The sequence below is a fragment of the Pseudomonas sp. UBA5666 genome (assembly GCF_002420785.1).
Taxonomy (GTDB): domain Bacteria; phylum Pseudomonadota; class Gammaproteobacteria; order Pseudomonadales; family Pseudomonadaceae; genus Aquipseudomonas; species Aquipseudomonas fulva.
In genome coordinates this window covers 87841-107993 of record NZ_DIIQ01000006.1, presented here as the reverse complement: position 1 = coordinate 107993, position 20153 = coordinate 87841, and the positions used below count along the sequence as shown (strand labels likewise).

Genomic DNA, 20153 nt, shown 5'->3' with positions numbered 1-20153 from the left:
GGGTTGGCTGGGGCCGCAAGGCGGCCCCGCCGCGATCAGCGCAGCCCGCGCTGCAGCTCGTCCAGATCGCGAATGTACTTGAACACCTTGCGCGAAGCGGCAGGGGGTTTGTTCCTGGCCTTTTCGTGCTGGGCATGGCGCACCAGCGAGCGCAGCTGCTGGCGGTCGGTCTCCGGGTATTCGTTGACGAACCGTTCGAGGTCCTCGTCGTTGCCGTCGATCAACCGATCACGCCAGCGTTCAAGGCCGTGAAAACGCTCGTTGTACTGGCGGGTGGAGCTGTCCATCTGTTCCAGCAGGGCGTGAATGGCGTCCAGGTCCTGTACACGCATCAGCTTGCCGACGAACGACATGTGGCGTTTGCGAGCCCCATGCGCGGTGTGCTTGCTGGCTTCGGCCAATGCCTTGCGCAGTTCATCGGTCAAGGGCAGGCGCGCCAGGGTGTCGGCCTTGAGGGTGGTGAGCCGCTCGCCGAGTTCGACCAGCGCATGCAGTTCGCGCTTGATCTGGGTTTTGCTTTTTTCGCCGTCGAAGGCGTCGTCGTTTGAATCAACCATGGTGGCAGTCCGCTAAAGATCGCCGCCATGATAACCAGTCGGGGGCCGCTTGTCCGGCCCGGCCGTTGAATGGCCCTTGCCGAACGCAGAATTCTGAGTGGAGAAAACCATGAGTGCAGTCCAGAGTATCGGCCCGAACGATCTGCCAGCCTTGCAAGAGCAGGTCGAAGCGATCATTGCCGAGGCCCGCCGCCAGGGTGCCAGCGCCTGCGAAGTGGCGGTGTCGCTGGAGCAGGGCCTGTCCACCACGGTCCGCCAGCGCGAGGTCGAGACGGTTGAGTTCAACCGTGACCAGGGCTTTGGTATCACCCTGTACGTCGGGCAGCGCAAAGGCTCGGCCAGCACCTCGGCCAGTGGTTCGGACGCCATTCGCGAAACCGTCGCAGCTGCGCTGGCCATTGCCAAGCACACCTCCGAGGACGAATGCGCCGGGCTTGCCGACGCCGCCCTGATGGCCCGCGATGTTCCGGACCTCGACCTCTACCACGACTGGAACCTGGAGCCGGAGAAGGCCATTGAAATGGCCTTGGCGTGCGAAGCTGCGGCCTTCGACGCTGATCCTCGAATTCTCAACGCCGATGGCACCTCGCTCAACACCCACCAGGGGTGCAGGGTGTATGGCAACAGCAACGGCTTTGTCGGTGGCTACGCCTCCACCCGTCACAGCCTGAGCTGCGTGATGATCGCCGAGGGCGATGGGCAGATGCAGCGTGACTACTGGTACGACGTCAATCGCCAAGGTAACCTGCTGGCTGACCCGCGCAGCATCGGTATCCGCGCCGCCCAACGCGCCGCCAGTCGCCTGGGCGCACGGCCGGTGCCGACCTGTGAGGTGCCGGTACTGTTCTCGGCCGAATTGGCAGGCGGGCTGTTCGGCAGCTTCCTGTCGGCGGTTTCCGGTGGGAACCTGTACCGCAAGTCCTCCTTCCTTGAAGGCGCCCTCGGCCAACAGTTGTTCCCGGCCTGGCTGACCTTGGACGAGCGCCCTCACATCCCGCGCGCGTTGGGCAGCGCAGCCTTCGATGGTGATGGCCTGGCAACCTACGCCAAACCGTTCGTGGATAAGGGCCAGCTGGTGTCCTACCTGCTCGGTACCTACTCGGGGCGCAAACTGGGTCTGCCCAGTACCGCCAACTCAGGCGGCGTGCACAACCTGTTCGTCACCCATGGCAGTGAAGACCAGGCCGCGTTGATCCGACGCATGGGGCGCGGCCTGCTGGTCACCGAATTGATGGGGCATGGCCTGAACATGGTGACAGGGGACTATTCCCGTGGCGCGGCCGGTTTCTGGGTCGAGAATGGCGAGATCCAGCACGCCGTCCAGGAAGTCACCATCGCGGGCAACATGAAGGACATGTTCAAGCAGATCGTGGCGATTGGCAGCGACCTGGAGACCCGCAGCAACATTCATACAGGCTCGGTGTTGATCGAGCGGATGATGGTTGCCGGTAGTTGATCCTCTTCATGTGAAGCCGTTGGGGCCGCGCAGCGGCCCCTTTTTTTTTCGCGGCAGAAGATCAAGCGGCGGCCCCTTCACACCATCTACGGGTTGAATTGATTCTGTTTATCAATTAATAATGAATATCATTTCACAGCTGCACGATGATGATGTTCATGACGACCGCCCTTCGCGAACTGCCCTATCTTGAAAACTGGCGCTGGCTCAGTCGCCGGATCCGCTGTGCGCTCGAGCCCGATGAGCCGCGCCTGATCGAACATTACCTGGCGGAAGGGCGTTACCTGGTGTGTTGCACCCAGACGTCACCCTGGACGGTGGCATTGACCTCCTTCCGCCTGCTGCTCGATACCGCCTGCGACCGCATGCTGCCTTGGCACTGGCGCTGCCAGTGCCTGGATCAGGCCTGGCGGCCACTGTTGATCCTGCGCAACCTCGACCGACAGGAACAGAACCAACGCTGGCAGCCCTATGCCCTGCAACTGGCCAATTGCCGTTTGCTGCCCTCGATTTCCCCCGATGAATTGATGCAAGGACCCGATGATGACCAATACCCGCATCGAGCGTGACAGCATGGGCGAGTTGCACGTGCCGGCAGACGCGCTGTACGGCGCGCAGACCCAGCGTGCGGTCGACAATTTCCCCATCAGTGGCCAGCGCATGCCTGCCCAGTTCTTACGCGCGCTGCTGCTGGCCAAGGCAGCGGCGGCTAACGCCAACGTCGAACTGGAGCAGTTGTCTGAGCAGCAAGGCCAGGCGATCGTCACGGCCGTACAGCAACTGCTGGCAGAAGACTTCAGCGTGCATTTTCCGGTCGATGTGTTCCAGACCGGTTCCGGCACCAGTTCCAACATGAACGCCAACGAAGTGATTGCAACGCTGGCCAGCCGAGCCTCGAGCGAAGCGGTCAATCCCAATGACCACGTCAATTGCGGGCAGAGCAGCAATGACATCATTCCTACCACCATTCATGTGAGCGCAGCCCTTGCGCTCCACGAGCAACTGCTGCCAGCGCTGAGCCACCTTGTGCAGGTGATCGAAGCCAAGTCGATCCAGGTTCGTCCCTATATCAAGACAGGCCGTACGCACTTGATGGATGCCATGCCTGTACGCATGAGCCAAGTACTCGATGGCTGGGCGGCGCAGGTCGCAGGTGCCAAGGCGCACATAGAGGCCACCTTGCCTAGCCTGCAGGCCCTGGCCCAGGGCGGCACGGCCGTGGGCACCGGGATCAACGCCCATCCTGATTTCGCAGCCGGCTTCGCCCGTCACCTCAGCGCGTTGACGGGCGTAGCGTTTCGCCCTGCTCAGAATCTGTTTGCCCTGATCGGCTCCCAGGACACTGCCGTTGCACTGTCTGGCCAGCTCAAGACCACGGCGGTGGCGTTGATGAAGATCGCCAACGACCTGCGCTGGATGAACTCGGGGCCCTTGGCGGGCTTGGGTGAAATCGAGCTGCAGGGCTTGCAACCTGGCTCGTCGATCATGCCTGGAAAGGTCAATCCGGTGATTCCTGAAGCCACCGCCATGGTCGCCGCTCAGGTCATCGGCAATGACGCAACGATCGCGGTAGCGGGGCAGTCCGGCAACTTCGAGCTCAATGTCATGTTGCCGGTCATCGCCCGTAACCTGCTCGAAAGCATCGAGCTGATGGCCAATGTCAGCCGGTTGCTGGCAGACAAAGCCATTGCCACATTCAAGGTCAATGAAAACAAACTCAACGAGGCGTTGGCGCGTAACCCAATCCTGGTCACGGCACTGAACCCGATCATTGGTTACCTCAAGGCAGCCGAGATCGCCAAGGCCGCTTATGCGCAAGGGCGGCCCATCATCGATGTGGCGCTGGAGCACACCGACCTTTCCCGTGATCGGTTGCAGGCCTTGCTGAATCCGGAAAAGCTGACCGCTGGTGGTATCTGAACAGCGCAATGGCCCTGGAGGCTCGTCATGCAGCACTGGAAACGCATCACGCAAGTCGCCAATCAGCTGTTCTCGCAAGGTGAGCTGGTGGATGCTCGCGAACATTACCTCCAGGCCCTGGCATTGGCCCAAGTGCTGTTCACGCGCTGGGAGGATGCCGATCAAGCCGTGGCCTCATTGGTGATCGCGCATCACAACCTGGCCGACCTGCACCTGCGTCTGCAGCAGCCCCATGAAAGCGCCGATTACCTGTGCGCCGTGCACCAACGGCTGTTGCAGGCCAGTCAGGACGTGTGCCTGCCACGGGCGCTGCGTGATGCCGCACTGCACCACAGCGCCCGTACCTACACCGAGTTGTTGAGTTTCATCGCCGAACACGGCCAGTACCCGCGCACCGAGCACCTGCTCAACCGACACAGCGCCTGTTCACTTCAACCTGCCCACGGAGTCCATTGACATGCCTCATGCATTGCCTGCACTGCCCTACGCCTACGATGCGCTGGAACCGCACATCGACACGCAGACCATGGAGATCCATCACACCAAGCATCACCAGACGTACGTCAATGGCCTCAACGCAGCGGTCGAGAACAGTGAATGGGCCGACTGGCCGGTGGAAAAGCTGGTGGCGCAGGTCGAGCAGTTACCTAAAAACCTGCGAGGCGCCGTGACCAACCATGGCGGCGGGCATGCCAACCACAGCCTGTTCTGGACAGTGATGTCCCCCCGTGGTGGAGGCGAGCCCCAGGGCGAAGTTGCCCGTGCCATCGACACACAATTGGGTGGCTTCGAGGCATTCAAGGAAGCCTTCACCAAGGCCGCGCTCACCCGCTTCGGCAGTGGTTGGGCCTGGCTGAGCGTTACCCCGCAGCGGACCCTCGTGGTCGAGAGCAGTGGCAACCAGGACAGCCCGTTGATGCATGGCCACACACCGATCCTCGGCCTGGACGTCTGGGAGCACGCGTACTACCTGAAGTATCAGAACCGTCGGCCTGAGTACATCGGGGCCTTCTACAACGTCATCGACTGGGCGCAAGTGAATCGCCGCTACCTCGATGCCATGAAATGAGCCAGGCAGGTATGCGCGCCGAAGTCATGTCCGTCAGCAGCGTGCGCCTGTTCAGGCTGGCGCTTGGAACCCTGTTGCTGCTGGCGGGTACCGCGCTGCTGGTGGCGCGCGCATTTGCCTGGCTCGACCTGGACCCACGTATGTTGCGCGCGCTTGAGGGCGGCGCGCTGTGCGCGTTGGGGACGGCCCTGGGTGCGGTGCCGGTACTGGTTATCCGCACCATGCCCGTGGCATTGGCCGATACACTGTTGGGCTTTGGTGCTGGCGTCATGTTGGCGGCCACGGCCTTCTCGCTGATAGTGCCTGGGTTGGAGGCCGCTCAGGCCATTGGTTTTGGTGCATGGGGAGCCGGCGGCCTCATCAGCGCGGGCCTGCTGGCAGGCGCGTTGTGCCTTTACCTGGTGGACCTGAAACTCTCGCCAGGCTCGTCCTCAGGGCTGACCCCTGACGAGCCGGTCATCGCTTCGCGCGTGTGGCTGTTCGTGTTCGCCATCATCGCCCACAACATTCCAGAGGGCATGGCCATAGGCGTGTCTGCAGGCGGGGGCATGGCAGATGCCGACAGCCTGGCAATGGGCATCGCCTTGCAGGATGTACCGGAGGGGCTGGTCATTGCGCTGGTGCTCGCCGGGGCTGGCATGTCGCGCTTCAAGGCCTTTCTCATCGGCGCCGCCTCCGGTCTGGTGGAGCCCGTGGCAGCCGTTATCTGCGCCTGGCTGGTGAATGTGGCGCAACTGCTGTTGCCCCTGGGCCTCGCCTGCGCTGCAGGGGCGATGCTGCTGGTCGTGACCCAGGAAATCATCCCCGAATCACGCAGCCACGGTAATCACCGCCTGGCCAGCCTGGGGCTGTGCATCGGTTTCTGCCTGATGATGGTGATGGATACCGCGATGTCCTGAAGCGCCCGCCAGACTGCGGGCGCGAGGAGGAGGGCGTCACGCTTGGCGGCGGCCGATGTAAACGCTTGCTGGCCGTGCCGAGGTGTTACTCCCCCTCGTCGAAATAGTTGTTGATCAACTCGACCAGTGCCTCCATGGCTTCGCTGTCCTGTTCGCCTTCGGTGAGCAGGTGGACCTGAGTGCCTTTACCCGCCGCCAGCATCATGACCCCCATGATGCTCTTGCCATCGACCAGCTTGTCCGGTGCACGACCTACCTTGACCTGGCAGGGAAAGCGACCGGCAACCCCGACGAATTTGGCTGCCGCCCGGGCATGCAGACCCAGTTTGTTGATGATGGTGATTTCGCGGGCGGGCATGAGCTGGCGGATCCTTGGGCTAGAGGTCGCGGTGGCGAACCTGGACGTTTTTCAAAGATTGCTGGAGCAACTGGCCCAGCCGTTCGGTGAGGTACACCGAGCGATGATGGCCGCCAGTGCATCCGATGGCGATGGTGACATAGGCACGGTTGCTGGCGGCGAACCGTGGCAGCCACTTGAGCAGGTAGCTGGAAATATCGGTGAACATCTCTTCGACGTCCGGCTGAGCCGCGAGGTAGTCGATGACGGGTTGTTCAAGGCCGGAATGCTCGCGCAGTTCTGGCTTCCAGTAAGGGTTGGGCAGGCAGCGCACGTCGAACACCAGATCGGCATCGACCGGCATGCCCCGCTTGAAGCCGAATGACTCCACCAGAAAAGCCGTACCCGGTTCTGGCTTGTCCAACAAGCGCAGCTTGATCGAGTCACGCAGCTGATAGAGATTCAGGCGGGTGGTGTCGATCTTGAGATCGGCCAGGTCAGCTATCGGCCCCAGCAAATCCCGTTCGACGCGAATCGCCTCGGCCAGTGAGCGATCGGCATTGGTCAACGGGTGGCGTCGGCGGGTTTCGGAAAAACGCTTGAGCAGCGTGTCTTCGTCGGCATCGAGGTACAGCACGTCGCACTGGATGTGACGAGCACGCGCTTGTTCGAGCAGTTCGGGAAAGCGCGACAAGTGGCTTGGCAGGTTGCGTGCGTCAATCGATACGGCAACCTTGGGCTGCGGCAATTCGGTGTTGAGCAGCGCGCTTTCCGCCAACTGCGGCAGCAGCCCGGCGGGCAAATTGTCGATGCAGTAGAAACCGTTGTCTTCGAGGACATCGAGGGCCGTGCTCTTACCGGAGCCGGACCGGCCACTTACGATGATCAAGCGCATGTTCAATGCTCGTTCTGTACGTCCAGGACGACCTGGAACAAGGCCTCGCTGCTCTGGGCTGCACGCAGGCGATCACGAACGTCCTTGCGATCGAGCATGCTGGCTATCTGGCGCAGCAGTTCCAGATGAGCATCGGTGGCCGCAACCGGAACCAGCAGAACGAAAAGCAGGTCCACGGGCGCGCCATCGATCGCGTCATAATCGATGGGGGCGTCAAGGTGCAGAAGGGCGCTGACCGGTGAGGAGCACCCTTCGAGGCGGCAATGGGGGATGGCGATGCCATTGCCGAAACCAGTGGAGCCCAGCTTTTCGCGGGCCACCAGTTTTTCGAAGACGTCTTGCATCTCAAGTTCAGGTACTTGATCGGCAATCAGGGTGGCGACCTTTTCCAGGGCGCGCTTCTTGCTGCCGCCCGGCACGTTCACGAGGGAACGGCCGGGGGTCAGGATGGTTTCAAGTCGGATCATGGATGAGGGGGATCAGCGGGCTGCTGCACCTTGCAGCAGGCTTTGCTGTTTTTCCTTGTGTTTTTTCAGTTGGCGGTCGAGCTTGTCGGCCAAGGCGTCGATGGCTGCATACATGTCTTCGTGTTCGGCGTTGGCTACCACTTCACCGCCAGGAATCTGCAAGGTCGCTTCGACCTTCTGCTGCAGCTTCTCGACTTTCATGATGACCTGCACGTTAGTGATCTTGTCGAAGTGACTCTCCACGCGGGCGAGCTTTTCGAGCACGTAATCACGCAAGGGTTGGGTGACTTCTACATGCTGTCCACTGATATTGACTTGCATACAGCTTCTCCTTTTGTTGCCCGTGCATCAAAGAGGCAGGTGTTGCACCTGCCACACAAACGCGGTGGCACATCTCAGGGGCTACATCAATCGCTTGCGCTCGCTCGAGGGTGCGATACCCAGGGACTCGCGGTACTTGGCGACAGTGCGACGGGCGACCTGGATGCCTTGTGCCTCCAGTAAACCAGCGATCTTGCTGTCACTCAATGGCTTTTTCTGATTTTCCGCCGCAACCAGTTTCTTGATGATCGCGCGGATCGCCGTGGACGAGCATTCCCCGCCTTCGGAGGTGCTGACGTGGCTCGAGAAAAAGTATTTCAGCTCGTAGATGCCGCGGGGGGTGTGCATGTACTTCTGGGTGGTGACCCGGGAAATGGTCGACTCGTGCATGCCCACAGCTTCTGCGATGTCGTGCAGCACCAGCGGCTTCATCGCCTCGTCGCCGTGGTCCAGGAAACCGCGCTGATGCTCGACGATCTGCGTAGCCACCTTCATCAAGGTTTCGTTGCGGCTTTGCAGGCTCTTGATGAACCAGCGGGCTTCCTGCAACTGGTTGCGCATGAAGGTGTTGTCGGCACTGGTGTCGGCGCGGCGTACGAACCCGGCGTATTGCGCGTTAACGCGCAGGCGTGGCACCGCCTCCTGGTTCAGTTCCACCAGCCACCGCTCGCTGTCCTTGCGCACGATCACATCCGGCACCACGTACTCGGGCTCACTGGACTCGATCTGCGACCCTGGGCGAGGGTTGAGGCTCTGCACCAGTTCGATGACCTGGCGCAGCTCATCTTCCTTGAGTTTCATGCGGCGCATGAGCTGGCTGTAGTCGCGGCTTCCCAGCAGGTCGATGAAGTCGCTGACCAGGCGCATGGCCTCGGTCATCCACGGGGTGCTGGCCGGCAGCTGGCGCAGTTGCAGCAACAGGCATTCGCCCAGCGTGCGGGCGCCGACACCAGCAGGTTCGAATTGCTGGATACGATGCAGCACTGCCTCGACTTCGTCCAGCTCGATGTCGAGCTCAGGGTCAAACCCTGCACAAATCTCTTCCAGACTGTCTTCCAGATAGCCCTGATTGTTGATGCTGTCGATCAAGGTGACTGCAATGAGCCGGTCGGTGTCGGACATCGGCGCCAGGTTCAACTGCCACAGCAGATGGCTTTGCAGGCTCTCGCCAGCCGAAGTGCGGGTGGTGAAATCCCACTCGTCGTCGTCATTGCTTGGCAGGCTGCTGGCACTGGTCTGGTAGATGTCTTCCCAGGCGGTGTCGACAGGAAGCTCGTTGGGGATGCGTTCGTTCCACTCGCCGTCTTCGAGGTTTTCGGCGCTGGCAGTGGTTTCCTGGAAGCTGTTGTCCTGGACGTCGCTGGTCGGTTTGTTCTCGGCGTTGTCCGCCATGGGGTCGGTGTTGTCGAAGTCGTCGCCGTCTTCCTGGCGCTCGAGCATCGGATTGGACTCCAGGGCTTCCTGGATTTCCTGCTGAAGGTCCAGGGTGGAAAGCTGGAGCAGGCGGATGGCCTGTTGCAACTGCGGTGTCATCGTCAGTTGCTGGCCCATTTTTAGGACGAGCGATGGTTTCATGGCAGATGCTTTGTACCTTGTTCGCCGGCGCACATGCGCCTTCCACTACACGAGGGCGCCGGGGCGCCATTTCAAGCAAGATTTATGCCTTAAATTGTAGCGTTTGCCTAGAGCACTATAACAACTTGGCCCGACTTGGGGGCGTCTTAGTTCGTGCCCAAGGCGCGCGTCGTGATCAAAGCCTGAACTCGTGCCCCAGATAAACTTCTTTCACCAGGTCATTGGCCAGGATGGTCTGGGCATCGCCCTCGGCGATCAGGCGGCCGTCGTTGACGATGTAGGCCGTTTCACAGATATCCAGCGTTTCACGCACGTTGTGGTCCGTGATCAGCACACCGATGCCCTTGGCTTTGAGGTGATGAATGATCTGCTTGATATCACCGACCGAAATGGGGTCCACGCCTGCGAAGGGCTCGTCGAGCAAGATGAATTTTGGAGAGGTTGCCAATGCCCGGGCAATCTCGACACGCCGCCGCTCGCCGCCGGACAGGCTCATGCCCAGGTTGTCGCGAATGTGGCTGATGTGGAATTCCTGAAGCAGGCTTTCGAGCTCCTGGCGCTGGCCCTCGCGATCAAGGTCCTTGCGGGTTTCCAGGATCGCCTTGATGTTGTCGGCCACCGACAGCTTGCGGAAGATCGACGCTTCCTGCGGTAGATAGCCGATACCGGCCCGGGCGCGACCGTGCATGGGCTGGTGGCTGACATCGAGGCTGTCGATCAGCACGCGCCCCTGATCGGCCTGAACCAGGCCAACGATCATGTAGAAGCACGTAGTCTTGCCGGCGCCATTGGGGCCGAGCAGGCCGACGATCTGACCGCTGTCGATCGACAGGCTGACGTCTCGCACGACCTGGCGGCCCTTGTAGCTCTTGGCCAGGTGCTGGGCTTTGAGGGTTGCCATTTACTCGGCCTTCTTCTTGGGCTGGATCACCATGTCGATACGCTGACGTGGCGTGGTTACGTTGCCACCCCGACCGGCAGTGGCCACTTGTGTCTGGGTGTTGTAGACGATTTTCTCGCCTTCGGTGGTGTTGCCTTCGTTTTCCACCTTGGCTCGGTCGGTGAGCACCACCAGGTCTTTCTGGGCCTGGTACTGGATGGTAACGCCCCAGCCTTTCATCTTGTCCGCCTTGGACGCGCTTTGTTGCTGCTCGAAATAGGCCAGGTTGCCCACCGAGGTCACCACGTCGATGTCGCCACCGTTCGTGCGAGTGATGGTTACGGTGTTGCCTTTGATCATCATAGAGCCCTGGGTGATGATCACGTCACCGGTATAGGTGGCCACGCCTTTCTTGTCGTCCAGGTGCGCATTGTCGGCCTGGATGCGAATCGGCTGGTCACGGTCGTTCGGCAGGGCGAGGGCGCTCGCGCTTCCCAGTGCTGCGCTCAGGCTGAGCAAAAGGGGGAGGGTTTTAACGAGCCTCATACTGTCCTCTTACGTTAGAGAGCAGGTCCATCCTGCCTTCTTTCAGGTACGCTTTCATTCCTTTGCCCGTGGTCGTTCCACCGGCGCCGTCGATTCTAACGGCTTGCTCGGTCTGCGCATATTGCTTCTGCGGGAACACGGTCATGCGCGAGCTGGTGATGATGGTCTCACGCTTCTGTTCGTCAGTGCGGGCAACCCGCACATTGTCGATCAACTCGACCTCGCTGCCGTCGGGGTTGACCTCGGCGCGGGTGCTTTGTACATGCCACGGAAACGCCGTGCCGCGGTACAGGTGCAAGTCCGGCGTGGTCAACATCGTGACCTCGCTGGCCTTGAGATGTTCGACTTTGTCGGCGGTCATTTCGTACTGGAGCCTGCCGTCGGGCAGGAACTGGACGCTGTGGGCGTTGATGGCGTAGTAGTCGATGGCGCTCTCGTCGACCTGGGCGACTGGCTTCTCCAGGAAGCTCTCCGGGCTGACGTTCCAGTAGCCGACGGCCACCAGCAGGGCCGCAATGGCCCCGAGCAGCACGATGTTTCTGGCTTTCTTGCTGAACATGGGCAACCTTACAGGTAGTTGGCGTTGGCAGCATCCAGGGTGCCCTGGGCCTGCATGATGAGTTCGCAGAATTCACGTGCGGCGCCTTCGCCGCCGCGGGCCTGGGTCACGCCGTGAGCGTGCTCGCGCACGAACGGCGCCGCGTTGGCGACGGCCATGCCCAGAGCTACGCGCCGAATGACCGGCAAGTCCGGCAGGTCATCGCCAAGGTAAGCCACCTGATCATAGCTCAGGCCCAGCTCGGCGAGCAGGCCGTCGAGCACCACGAGTTTGTCTTCGCGCCCCTGATACAGATGCGCGATGCCGAGGTTCTTCGCCCTGCGCTCGACGACCGGTGTCTTGCGCCCACTGATGATCGCGGTCGTAACGCCAGACGCCATCAGCATCTTGATGCCGTGCCCGTCGAGGGTATTGAAGGTCTTGAACTCGCTGCCGTCTTCAAGAAAATAGAGACGCCCGTCGGTGAGTACACCATCGACGTCGAAGACCGCCAGCTTGATGGCCTTGGCGCGTTGCATCAGATCCTGATTCATCGTGGAGCTCCTCACAGTACGCCAGCGCGCAGCAGATCGTGCATGTTCAGGGCGCCGGTGGGGCGGTCGTGGGCGTCCACCACCACCAGTGCGCCAATCTTGTTGTCTTCCATGATTTTCAACGCTTCGGCGGCCAGCATTTCGGCCCGGGCGGTCTTGCCGTGTACCGTCATCACCTCCTCGATCAAGGCGGTGCGCACATCGATGTTGCGGTCCAGGCTGCGGCGCAGGTCGCCGTCGGTGAAGACGCCGGCCAGCGTGCCATCGTCTTCGATGATCACGGTCATGCCCAGGCCTTTGCGGGACATTTCAAGCAGGGCGTCCTTGAGCAGTGTGCCGCGCGTCACCTTGGGCAGGTCGTCGCCGGCGTGCATCACGTTCTCGACCTTGAGCAGCAACCTGCGCCCCAGCGCACCGCCGGGGTGGGAGAAGGCAAAATCCTCGGCGGTGAACCCGCGTGCTTCGAGCAGGGCGATGGCAAGGGCATCCCCCAGCACCAGCGAGGCGGTGGTGGAGGATGTGGGCGCCAGGTTCAACGGGCAGGCTTCCTGGGCGACGCTGGCGTCGAGATTGACGTCGGCGGCCTGGGCCAGGGACGAGGCCGGGTTGCCGGTCAGGCTCACCAGCTTGATGCCCAGGCGCTTGATCAGTGGCAAGAGGGTGATGATTTCGGCAGTACTGCCAGAGTTCGACAGCGCGAGAATCACGTCGTCGCGGGTGATCATGCCCATGTCGCCATGGCTGGCTTCGGCCGGGTGCACGAAGAAGGCCGGTGTGCCGGTACTGGCCAGGGTGGCGGCGATCTTGTTGCCGATATGCCCGGACTTGCCCATGCCGACCACCACGACGCGGCCTTTGCTGGCCAGGATCAGCTCGCAGGCTTTGACGAAGTCGTCGCCGATACGCTCGATCAGGGCCGTGACGGCCTCGAGTTCCAGGCGCAGGGTGCGTTGGGCGGATTGGATCAGCTCGCTGGATTGGCTCATGTCGAAAAAGCAGTGTCTGATAAAAAGGCGGCGATTATAGCGGTAATGATTGAAACCCTCACGCTTTCGATTGTCGTAGGCAATATCCCCAAACGCTGTCGACTAGCTGAACAGCGGGCGGTACGGCCTTGGGGCGGCGTTCAGAGCGGTGTTATAGTTCGCGGCTATTCGGCCTGGCCCGGGGCGTGTGCCTTCCCGATGAAGGCTGACGTCCACTAGGACAGGGCTGCACTAGCAAGGAGTCTAGATGAGTGTGGATAGCGCCTGCGCGGTCGAGTTGAAGGGGGTTACCTTCAAACGCGGTTCACGCAGCATTTTCAACAATGTCGACATCCGTATCCCACGCGGCAAGGTCACCGGCATCATGGGGCCATCGGGTTGCGGCAAGACCACGTTGCTTCGTCTGATGGGTGCGCAACTGCGCCCTGCAAGTGGGGAAGTGTGGGTGGCCGGGCAGAACCTGCCGGCGCTTTCGCGCAGTGACCTGTTCGATGCACGCAAGCAGATGGGCGTGCTGTTCCAGAGTGGTGCCCTTTTCACCGACCTCGATGTCTTCGAAAACGTGGCGTTCCCCCTGCGCGTGCACACACAACTGCCGGACGAGATGATTCGCGACATCGTGCTGATGAAGCTGCAGGCAGTGGGCTTGCGCGGCGCCATCGACCTGATGCCGGACGAATTGTCCGGCGGCATGAAGCGGCGCGTGGCTCTGGCCCGGGCCATCGCCCTGGACCCGCAGATCCTCATGTACGACGAGCCCTTCGTAGGCCAGGACCCGATCGCCATGGGGGTGCTGGTGCGCTTGATTCGCCTGCTCAACGATGCCCTGGGCATTACCAGCATCGTGGTGTCCCATGACCTGGCAGAAACTGCCAGCATCGCCGACTACATCTATGTGGTGGGCGATGGCCAGGTGCTGGGGCAAGGTACGCCGGACGAATTGATGGGTTCCGATAACCCGCGCATTCGCCAGTTCATGAAAGGCGATCCCGATGGCCCCGTGCCGTTCCATTTCCCCGCGCCCGATTACCGCGCCGACCTGTTGGGGGCGCGCTGATGCGTCAGAAATCCATTCTTGAGCGTGTGCGCCTGCTGGGGCGCTCGTCCATTGACGTGCTGGCGGTGCTAGGGCGGTCCTGCCTGTTCCTGTTCCATGCCCTGGTTGGGCGCGGCGGCATCGGCGGCGGCTTCCAACTGCTCACTCGCCAGCTGTATTCGGTGGGTGTGCTGTCCCTGGCCATCGTGGTGGTCTCGGGCATGTTCATCGGCATGGTGCTGGCCCTGCAGGGCTACAGCATCCTCACCAAGTACGGCTCCGAGCAGGCGGTGGGGCAGATGGTTGCCCTGACCCTGCTGCGCGAACTGGGCCCGGTGGTGACCGCCTTGCTGTTCGCGGGCCGAGCCGGTTCCGCCCTGACGGCCGAGATCGGCAACATGAAGTCCACCGAGCAGCTTTCCAGCCTCGAGATGATCGGCGTAGACCCCCTCAAATACATCGTTGCGCCGCGCCTTTGGGCAGGGTTCATCTCATTGCCGTTGCTGGCGCTGATCTTCAGCGTGGTGGGGATCTGGGGTGGCTCGTGGGTGGCGGTCGACTGGCTGGGCGTCTATGAAGGGTCTTTCTGGGCCAACATGCAGAACAGTGTCTCCTTTACCGACGATGTGCTCAACGGGTTGATCAAGAGCCTGGTGTTCGCCTTCGTCACCACCTGGATTGCCGTGTTCCAAGGGTATGACTGCGAGCCCACTTCCGAAGGGATCAGCCGTGCCACTACCAAGACCGTGGTCTATGCCTCGCTGGCTGTACTGGGTCTGGACTTTATTCTGACCGCTTTGATGTTTGGAGATTTCTGATGCAAAACCGCACCCTGGAAATCGGTGTCGGCCTGTTCCTCCTGGCCGGCATTCTGGCGTTGCTGATGCTGGCCCTGCGCGTCAGTGGCCTGTCGGCCAGCCCCGCCACCGATACGTACAAAGTTTATGCCTACTTCGACAATATCGCCGGTTTGACTGTCAGAGCGAAGGTGACCATGGCCGGCGTCACCATCGGCAAGGTCACCGCCATCGACCTGGACCGTGATTCGTACACCGGTCGGGTGACGCTGCAACTGGACAAGTCGGTGGATAACCTGCCGACCGACTCCACGGCGTCGATCCTGACTGCCGGGCTGCTTGGCGAGAAATACATTGGCATCAGCGTGGGCGGTGAGGAAGAGGTGCTCAAGGAGGGTGCGACCATTCACGATACCCAATCGTCGCTGGTACTCGAAGACCTGATTGGCAAGTTCCTGCTCAACTCCGTTGGCAAGGAACCCAGAGACGCGCAACCGGACAACTGAGGAGTTTCCATGATATCGATTCTGCGACGTGGCCTGCTGGTTCTGCTGGCGGCTTTCCCCTTGCTGGCCGTGGCGGCACAATCGCCCCACGATGTGATCCAGAGCACCACCAACGAGTTGCTGAGTGACCTGAAGGCCAACAAGCAGCAGTACAAGGCCAACCCCAATGCGTTCTACGAGTCGCTCAATCGGATTCTCGGCCCGGTGGTCGATGCCGACGGTATCTCCAGGAGCATCATGACCGTCAAGTATTCGCGCAAGGCCACGCCCGAGCAGATGCAGCGCTTCCAGGAAAACTTCAAGCGCAGCCTGCTGCAGTTCTACGGCAATGCCCTGCTTGAGTACAACAACGAAGGGATCGTGGTCGACCCGGCCAAGGCCGATGATGGCAAGCGTGCCAGTGTTGGCATGAAGGTCACCGGTAACAACGGTGCGGTGTACCCGGTGCAGTACACGTTGGAGAACATCGCTGGCGAGTGGAAGGTGCGCAATGTGATTGTCAACGGCATCAACATCGGCAAGCTGTTCCGTGATCAGTTCGCCGATGCCATGCAGCGCAATGGCAACAACCTGGACAAGACCATCGACGGCTGGGCCGGCGAAGTGGCCAAGGCCAAGCAGAGCGCCGACAGCTCCCCGGAGAAGGCTGTCAAATGAGCCCGGCCGCCACCGCAAGCATGAACGAGCCTGGCGTACTGCGCCTGGCCGGCGTGCTGGACTACCGCAGTGGCCCTGCGCTGCGCAAGCAGGGCCAGGCGCTGATCAAGGCCAGCGGTGATGCGCAGCTGATCATCGACTGCACGGCCGTCGAGCATTCCACAAGCGTGGGCCTGTCGCTGTTGCTGGCTTTCATGCGCGATGCTCAGGCCGCTGGCAAGCGTTGCCAGGTGCAGGGCCTGCCTGATGACATGCGTGACATCGCCCAGGTTTATGACCTCGACGAGGTGCTGGCGAGCTGAAACGCTGGCGGTAGAATCGCCCCTCGGTCAGTGAACTCCCTCGTTGGGCTTCGCAGGCGAGGGGCTTTTTTGTATGATGGCCGACCCGTGCGCATCGGGCGCCGATTGAGGTTGAGCATGCAGGCCCTAGAAGTTAAAAGCTTCCTTGAAGAAAAATTGCCGGGTTCCCGGGTCGAAGTTGAAGGCGAAGGCTGCAACTTCCAGTTGAACGTGATCAGCGACGAGCTGGCTGGCCTTAGCCCGGTCAAGCGTCAGCAGGCGATCTACGCCCACCTCAATCCATGGATCGCCAATGGCAGCATCCATGCGGTAACCATGAAATTTTTCAGCAGCGCAGCTTGGGCTGAGCGCACCTGAGCCACAAGGCGGCGAGATTCCAAATGGACAAACTGATTATCACTGGTGGCGCTCGTCTTGACGGCGAGATCCGCATTTCGGGTGCGAAAAACGCCGCCCTGCCAATCCTGGCCGCCACCTTGCTGGCCGATGGCCCGGTCACCGTAGGCAACCTGCCGCACCTGCACGACATCACCACCATGATCGAGCTGTTCGGGCGCATGGGCATCGAGCCTGTGATCGACGAAAAGCTGGCGGTGGAAATCGACCCGCGCAGCATCAAGACCCTGGTAGCGCCGTATGAGCTGGTCAAGACCATGCGTGCCTCCATCCTGGTGCTCGGCCCCATGGTTGCCCGCTTCGGTGAAGCCGAAGTGGCGTTGCCCGGCGGTTGCGCCATTGGCTCACGCCCGGTCGACCTGCACATCCGCGGCCTGGAAGCCATGGGCGCAACGATCGAAGTCGAGGCCGGCTACATCAAGGCCAAGGCGCCCGAAGGCGGGCTGCGCGGCGCGCACTTCTTCTTCGATACCGTCAGCGTGACCGGTACCGAGAACATCATGATGGCCGCAGCCCTGGCCAAGGGTCGCAGCGTGTTGCAGAACGCCGCGCGCGAGCCTGAAGTGGTCGACCTGGCCAACTTCATCAATGCCATGGGCGGTAACGTGCAAGGCGCAGGCACCGACACCATCACCATCGATGGCGTGGAGCGTTTGGGTTCGGCCAACTACCGGGTCATGCCCGACCGTATCGAGACCGGTACCTACCTGGTCGCCGCTGCCGTGACCGGTGGCCGCGTCAAGGTCAAGGACACCGATCCGACCATCCTTGAAGCGGTGCTGGAAAAACTCAAGGAAGCCGGTGCCGACATCAGCACCGGTACCGACTGGATCGAGCTGGACATGCACGGCAAGCGGCCCAAGGCCGTCAACCTGCGCACCGCGCCCTATCCTGCCTTCCCGACCGACATGCAGGCGCAGTTCATCTCGCTCAACGCCATCGCTGAAGGCACTGGCGCCGTCATCGAGACGATCTTCGAAAACCGCTTCATGCACGTGTATGAAATGCACCGCATGGGCGCGCAGATCCAGGTCGAGGGCAACACGGCCATCGTCACTGGGGTCAATGCGCTCAAGGGCGCCCCGGTCATGGCCACCGACTTGCGCGCCTCGGCCAGTCTGGTACTGTCGGCCCTGGTAGCCGAAGGGGACACCCTGATCGACCGCATCTACCACATCGACCGTGGTTACGAATGCATCGAGGAAAAACTGCAGATGCTGGGCGCGAAGATCCGTCGCGTGCCGGGCTAGGAGCCCGTTGGCGCAGTGCAGGGAAGCGTGCAGCCTCGCTTGCCCTGCCTGTGCCTCATGAATTGAATGCCGCCAGGTCGTTGACCTGGCCAGCAGTAGCCGCTTAAGGACTGACGTTCCAATGCTGACCATCGCGCTTTCCAAAGGCCGTATTCTCGACGATACCCTGCCGTTGCTGGCCGAAGCCGGTATCGTACCCACCGAGAACCCGGACAAGAGCCGCAAGCTGATCATTCCCACCACGCAGGACGACGTGCGCTTGCTGATCGTGCGTGCCACCGACGTGCCGACCTATGTCGAGCATGGCGCCGCCGACCTGGGCGTGGCTGGCAAGGACGTGTTGATGGAGTATGGCGGCCAAGGTCTCTACGAACCGCTGGACCTGCAGATTGCCCGCTGCAAGCTGATGACCGCCGGGGTGGTTGGTGCGCCAGAGCCCAAGGGGCGTCTGCGGGTGGCCACCAAGTTCGTCAACGTGGCCAAACGTTACTATGCCGAGCAAGGCCGTCAGGTCGACATCATCAAGCTGTACGGCTCCATGGAGCTGGCGCCGCTGATCAACCTGGCCGACAAGATCATCGACGTGGTCGATACCGGTAACACCTTGCGTGCCAACGGCCTGGAACCCCAGGAGATGATCGCCGACATCAGCTCCCGCCTGGTGGTCAACAAGGCCTCCATGAAAATGCAGCACGCCCGCATCCAGAGCCTGATCGACACCCTGCGTAAAGCGGTCGAATCGCGACACCGCGGCTGACTTCTGCGCGCGACCTTCGCTGTCGCGCCCGTCTATCCGCGTCATAGCCACTTTTCTCAGGTGCCCGCGCGGATGGACTGGTAGCCTAGGGCGCCTGAGCATTCGTCATCAACCGAGGCCCTCGCCATGACCGTGTCCACTGCAATTGCCCGTCTCAACGCTGCTGACCCGGACTTCGCCCGACATCTGGATCATCTGCTGAGCTGGGAGAGTGTGTCCGATGAGGCGGTCAACCAGCGCGTGCTCGACATCATCAAGGCTGTGCGCGAGCGCGGCGACGACGCCCTGGTGGAGTTCACCCAGCGCTTCGATGGCCTGCAAGCCGACTCGATCCAGGACTTGATCCTCGATCGTCAGCGGCTCGAGCTCGCACTGACCCGCATCACTGACACCCAGCGTGCGGCCCTTGAAAAAGCCGCCGAGCGCGTGCGTCTTTACCACGAGCGGCAAAAACAGGACTCCTGGCAGTACACCGAAGCCGATGGCACCGTGCTGGGCCAGAAGGTCACCCCGCTGGATCGCGCCGGGTTGTATGTGCCTGGCGGCAAGGCGTCCTACCCCTCATCCGTGCTGATGAACGCCATTCCCGCGAAGGTGGCGGGTGTGGGCGAGGTGGTCATGGTGGTGCCTACACCGCGTGGCGAGGTCAACGAACTGGTGCTGGCCGCGGCCTGTATCGCCGGTGTCGATCGCGTGTTCACCGTCGGTGGCGCCCAGGCCGTGGCTGCTCTGGCCTATGGCACTGCCAGCGTGCCCAAGGTCGACAAGATCGTCGGCCCGGGCAACATCTATGTCGCCACGGCCAAGCGCCATGTGTTCGGGCAGGTCGGGATCGACATGATCGCCGGCCCCTCCGAGATCCTCGTGGTGTGTGACGGCCAGACCGATCCAGACTGGATCGCCATGGACCTGTTCTCCCAGGCCGAGCACGACGAGGACGCCCAGGCCATCCTGGTGAGCCCGGACGCTGCATTCCTCGACCGTGTCGCGAAAAGCATCGACAAGTTGCTGCCGACCATGGAGCGGGCCGACATCATCGAAAAGTCGGTCAATGGGCGTGGGGCATTGATCCAGGTGCGCGACATGCAGCAGGCCATCGAGGTGGCCAACCGTATCGCGCCCGAGCACCTCGAGTTGTCAGTGGCAGATCCACAGGCGTGGTTGCCGCACATCCGTCACGCTGGCGCCATTTTCATGGGGCGTCACACCAGCGAGGCACTGGGTGACTACTGCGCGGGTCCGAACCATGTACTGCCCACCTCTGGCACTGCACGCTTCTCGTCCCCGCTCGGGGTCTATGACTTCCAGAAGCGTTCATCGATCATCTTCTGTTCGGAGCAGGGCGCTTCCGAACTGGGGCGCACGGCCTCCGTGCTGGCCCGCGGCGAGTCGCTGACCGCCCACGCGCGCAGTGCCGAATACCGCATTCTGACTACCGAGAAGGGGAACTGA

The 20153-nt window shown here is 61.7% G+C and carries 26 protein-coding genes; 15 read left to right on the top strand and 11 right to left on the bottom strand.

What is annotated here, in order from left to right:
* Nucleotides 1-35: 35 nt before the first annotated feature.
* The gene (yjgA, locus tag B2Y33_RS04550) at nucleotides 36-557 is read right to left on the bottom strand and encodes a ribosome biogenesis factor YjgA (RefSeq protein WP_023533376.1); all 522 of its coding nucleotides are present in this window, start codon (nucleotides 555-557) and stop codon (nucleotides 36-38) included.
* A 109-nt stretch (nucleotides 558-666) separates the two neighbouring features.
* On the opposite strand from yjgA, the gene pmbA reads away from it, so the two are divergent.
* The 6 genes from pmbA to B2Y33_RS04520 all read left to right on the top strand — a co-directional run bounded on the left by pmbA (nucleotide 667) and on the right by B2Y33_RS04520 (nucleotide 5901).
* Entirely contained in the window at nucleotides 667-2013 is a 1347-nt protein-coding gene (pmbA, locus tag B2Y33_RS04545) for a metalloprotease PmbA (protein ID WP_049695486.1), read from the top strand.
* A 149-nt stretch (nucleotides 2014-2162) separates the two neighbouring features.
* Nucleotides 2163-2582, top strand: coding sequence for a hypothetical protein (locus tag B2Y33_RS04540; RefSeq protein ID WP_027913736.1), 420 nt, complete (start codon nucleotides 2163-2165; stop codon nucleotides 2580-2582).
* Complete coding sequence (locus B2Y33_RS04535; protein ID WP_027913737.1) at nucleotides 2557-3933, top strand: class II fumarate hydratase; 1377 nt, start codon at nucleotides 2557-2559, stop codon at nucleotides 3931-3933. Before B2Y33_RS04540 ends, B2Y33_RS04535 begins: the two co-directional genes overlap by 26 nt.
* 27 nt (nucleotides 3934-3960) lie before the next feature.
* Nucleotides 3961-4389 (top strand): hypothetical protein, encoded by a 429-nt coding sequence (locus B2Y33_RS04530; RefSeq protein WP_206405469.1) that lies wholly within the window; start codon nucleotides 3961-3963, stop codon nucleotides 4387-4389.
* 1 nt (nucleotide 4390) lies between these two features.
* Nucleotides 4391-5002: a superoxide dismutase gene (locus tag B2Y33_RS04525; RefSeq protein WP_027913739.1), complete on the top strand. Its 612-nt coding sequence runs from the start codon at nucleotides 4391-4393 to the stop codon at nucleotides 5000-5002.
* Between the two features lie 11 nt (nucleotides 5003-5013).
* Nucleotides 5014-5901: a ZIP family metal transporter gene (locus B2Y33_RS04520; protein ID WP_027913740.1), complete on the top strand. Its 888-nt coding sequence runs from the start codon at nucleotides 5014-5016 to the stop codon at nucleotides 5899-5901.
* 85 nt (nucleotides 5902-5986) lie between these two features.
* On the opposite strand, the gene B2Y33_RS04515 is transcribed toward B2Y33_RS04520, so the two are convergent.
* The 10 genes from B2Y33_RS04515 to B2Y33_RS04470 form a co-directional block, all read right to left on the bottom strand.
* Nucleotides 5987-6259 carry an HPr family phosphocarrier protein gene (locus B2Y33_RS04515; RefSeq protein WP_027913741.1) on the bottom strand — a complete coding sequence of 91 codons (273 nt, stop codon included), beginning with the start codon at nucleotides 6257-6259 and terminating at the stop codon, nucleotides 5987-5989.
* 19 nt (nucleotides 6260-6278) lie between these two features.
* Complete coding sequence (gene rapZ / locus B2Y33_RS04510; RefSeq protein WP_023533444.1) at nucleotides 6279-7133, bottom strand: RNase adapter RapZ; 855 nt, start codon at nucleotides 7131-7133, stop codon at nucleotides 6279-6281.
* A 2-nt stretch (nucleotides 7134-7135) separates the two neighbouring features.
* Nucleotides 7136-7600: a PTS IIA-like nitrogen regulatory protein PtsN gene (ptsN, locus tag B2Y33_RS04505; protein WP_027913742.1), complete on the bottom strand. Its 465-nt coding sequence runs from the start codon at nucleotides 7598-7600 to the stop codon at nucleotides 7136-7138.
* A 12-nt stretch (nucleotides 7601-7612) separates the two neighbouring features.
* A complete protein-coding gene (gene hpf, locus B2Y33_RS04500) occupies nucleotides 7613-7921 on the bottom strand; it encodes a ribosome hibernation-promoting factor, HPF/YfiA family (protein ID WP_003255135.1) in 309 nt (102 codons plus the stop codon).
* Nucleotides 7922-8002: 81 nt separating this feature from the next.
* Nucleotides 8003-9496: an RNA polymerase factor sigma-54 gene (locus B2Y33_RS04495; protein ID WP_023533448.1), complete on the bottom strand. Its 1494-nt coding sequence runs from the start codon at nucleotides 9494-9496 to the stop codon at nucleotides 8003-8005.
* Nucleotides 9497-9671: 175 nt separating this feature from the next.
* Nucleotides 9672-10397 carry an LPS export ABC transporter ATP-binding protein gene (gene lptB / locus B2Y33_RS04490; RefSeq protein ID WP_027913743.1) on the bottom strand — a complete coding sequence of 242 codons (726 nt, stop codon included), beginning with the start codon at nucleotides 10395-10397 and terminating at the stop codon, nucleotides 9672-9674.
* Nucleotides 10398-10922, bottom strand: a complete 525-nt coding sequence (lptA, locus tag B2Y33_RS04485; protein ID WP_023533341.1) for a lipopolysaccharide transport periplasmic protein LptA — start codon at nucleotides 10920-10922, stop codon at nucleotides 10398-10400.
* Complete coding sequence (gene lptC / locus B2Y33_RS04480; protein ID WP_028687057.1) at nucleotides 10909-11481, bottom strand: LPS export ABC transporter periplasmic protein LptC; 573 nt, start codon at nucleotides 11479-11481, stop codon at nucleotides 10909-10911. The genes lptA and lptC overlap by 14 nt, the downstream gene beginning before the upstream one ends.
* Nucleotides 11482-11489: 8 nt before the next feature.
* Entirely contained in the window at nucleotides 11490-12014 is a 525-nt protein-coding gene (locus B2Y33_RS04475; protein ID WP_027913745.1) for a KdsC family phosphatase, read from the bottom strand.
* 11 nt (nucleotides 12015-12025) lie between these two features.
* Nucleotides 12026-13000, bottom strand: a complete 975-nt coding sequence (locus B2Y33_RS04470; protein ID WP_027913746.1) for a KpsF/GutQ family sugar-phosphate isomerase — start codon at nucleotides 12998-13000, stop codon at nucleotides 12026-12028.
* A 247-nt stretch (nucleotides 13001-13247) separates the two neighbouring features.
* Between B2Y33_RS04470 and B2Y33_RS04465 the strand changes: the two genes are divergently transcribed.
* The 9 genes from B2Y33_RS04465 (at nucleotide 13248) to hisD (ending at nucleotide 20153) form a co-directional block, all read left to right on the top strand.
* Nucleotides 13248-14057, top strand: a complete 810-nt coding sequence (locus B2Y33_RS04465; RefSeq protein WP_023533446.1) for an ATP-binding cassette domain-containing protein — start codon at nucleotides 13248-13250, stop codon at nucleotides 14055-14057.
* The gene (mlaE, locus tag B2Y33_RS04460) at nucleotides 14057-14854 is read left to right on the top strand and encodes a lipid asymmetry maintenance ABC transporter permease subunit MlaE (RefSeq protein ID WP_023533432.1); all 798 of its coding nucleotides are present in this window, start codon (nucleotides 14057-14059) and stop codon (nucleotides 14852-14854) included. Before B2Y33_RS04465 ends, mlaE begins: the two co-directional genes overlap by 1 nt.
* On the top strand, nucleotides 14854-15339 hold the full coding sequence (mlaD, locus tag B2Y33_RS04455; protein WP_027913748.1) for an outer membrane lipid asymmetry maintenance protein MlaD: 486 nt from the start codon (nucleotides 14854-14856) through the stop codon (nucleotides 15337-15339). Before mlaE ends, mlaD begins: the two co-directional genes overlap by 1 nt.
* A 9-nt stretch (nucleotides 15340-15348) precedes the next feature.
* A complete protein-coding gene (locus tag B2Y33_RS04450; protein ID WP_027913749.1) occupies nucleotides 15349-15996 on the top strand; it encodes an MlaC/ttg2D family ABC transporter substrate-binding protein in 648 nt (215 codons plus the stop codon).
* The gene (locus tag B2Y33_RS04445; protein ID WP_027913750.1) at nucleotides 15993-16298 is read left to right on the top strand and encodes an STAS domain-containing protein; all 306 of its coding nucleotides are present in this window, start codon (nucleotides 15993-15995) and stop codon (nucleotides 16296-16298) included. Before B2Y33_RS04450 ends, B2Y33_RS04445 begins: the two co-directional genes overlap by 4 nt.
* Before the next feature lie 117 nt (nucleotides 16299-16415).
* A complete protein-coding gene (locus B2Y33_RS04440) occupies nucleotides 16416-16655 on the top strand; it encodes a BolA family protein (protein ID WP_019471361.1) in 240 nt (79 codons plus the stop codon).
* A gap of 23 nt (nucleotides 16656-16678) precedes the next feature.
* Nucleotides 16679-17944, top strand: a complete 1266-nt coding sequence (gene murA, locus B2Y33_RS04435; RefSeq protein ID WP_027913751.1) for a UDP-N-acetylglucosamine 1-carboxyvinyltransferase — start codon at nucleotides 16679-16681, stop codon at nucleotides 17942-17944.
* 121 nt (nucleotides 17945-18065) lie between these two features.
* A complete protein-coding gene (gene hisG, locus B2Y33_RS04430) occupies nucleotides 18066-18701 on the top strand; it encodes an ATP phosphoribosyltransferase (RefSeq protein WP_023533364.1) in 636 nt (211 codons plus the stop codon).
* A 126-nt stretch (nucleotides 18702-18827) separates the two neighbouring features.
* On the top strand, nucleotides 18828-20153 hold the full coding sequence (gene hisD, locus B2Y33_RS04425) for a histidinol dehydrogenase (RefSeq protein ID WP_027913752.1): 1326 nt from the start codon (nucleotides 18828-18830) through the stop codon (nucleotides 20151-20153).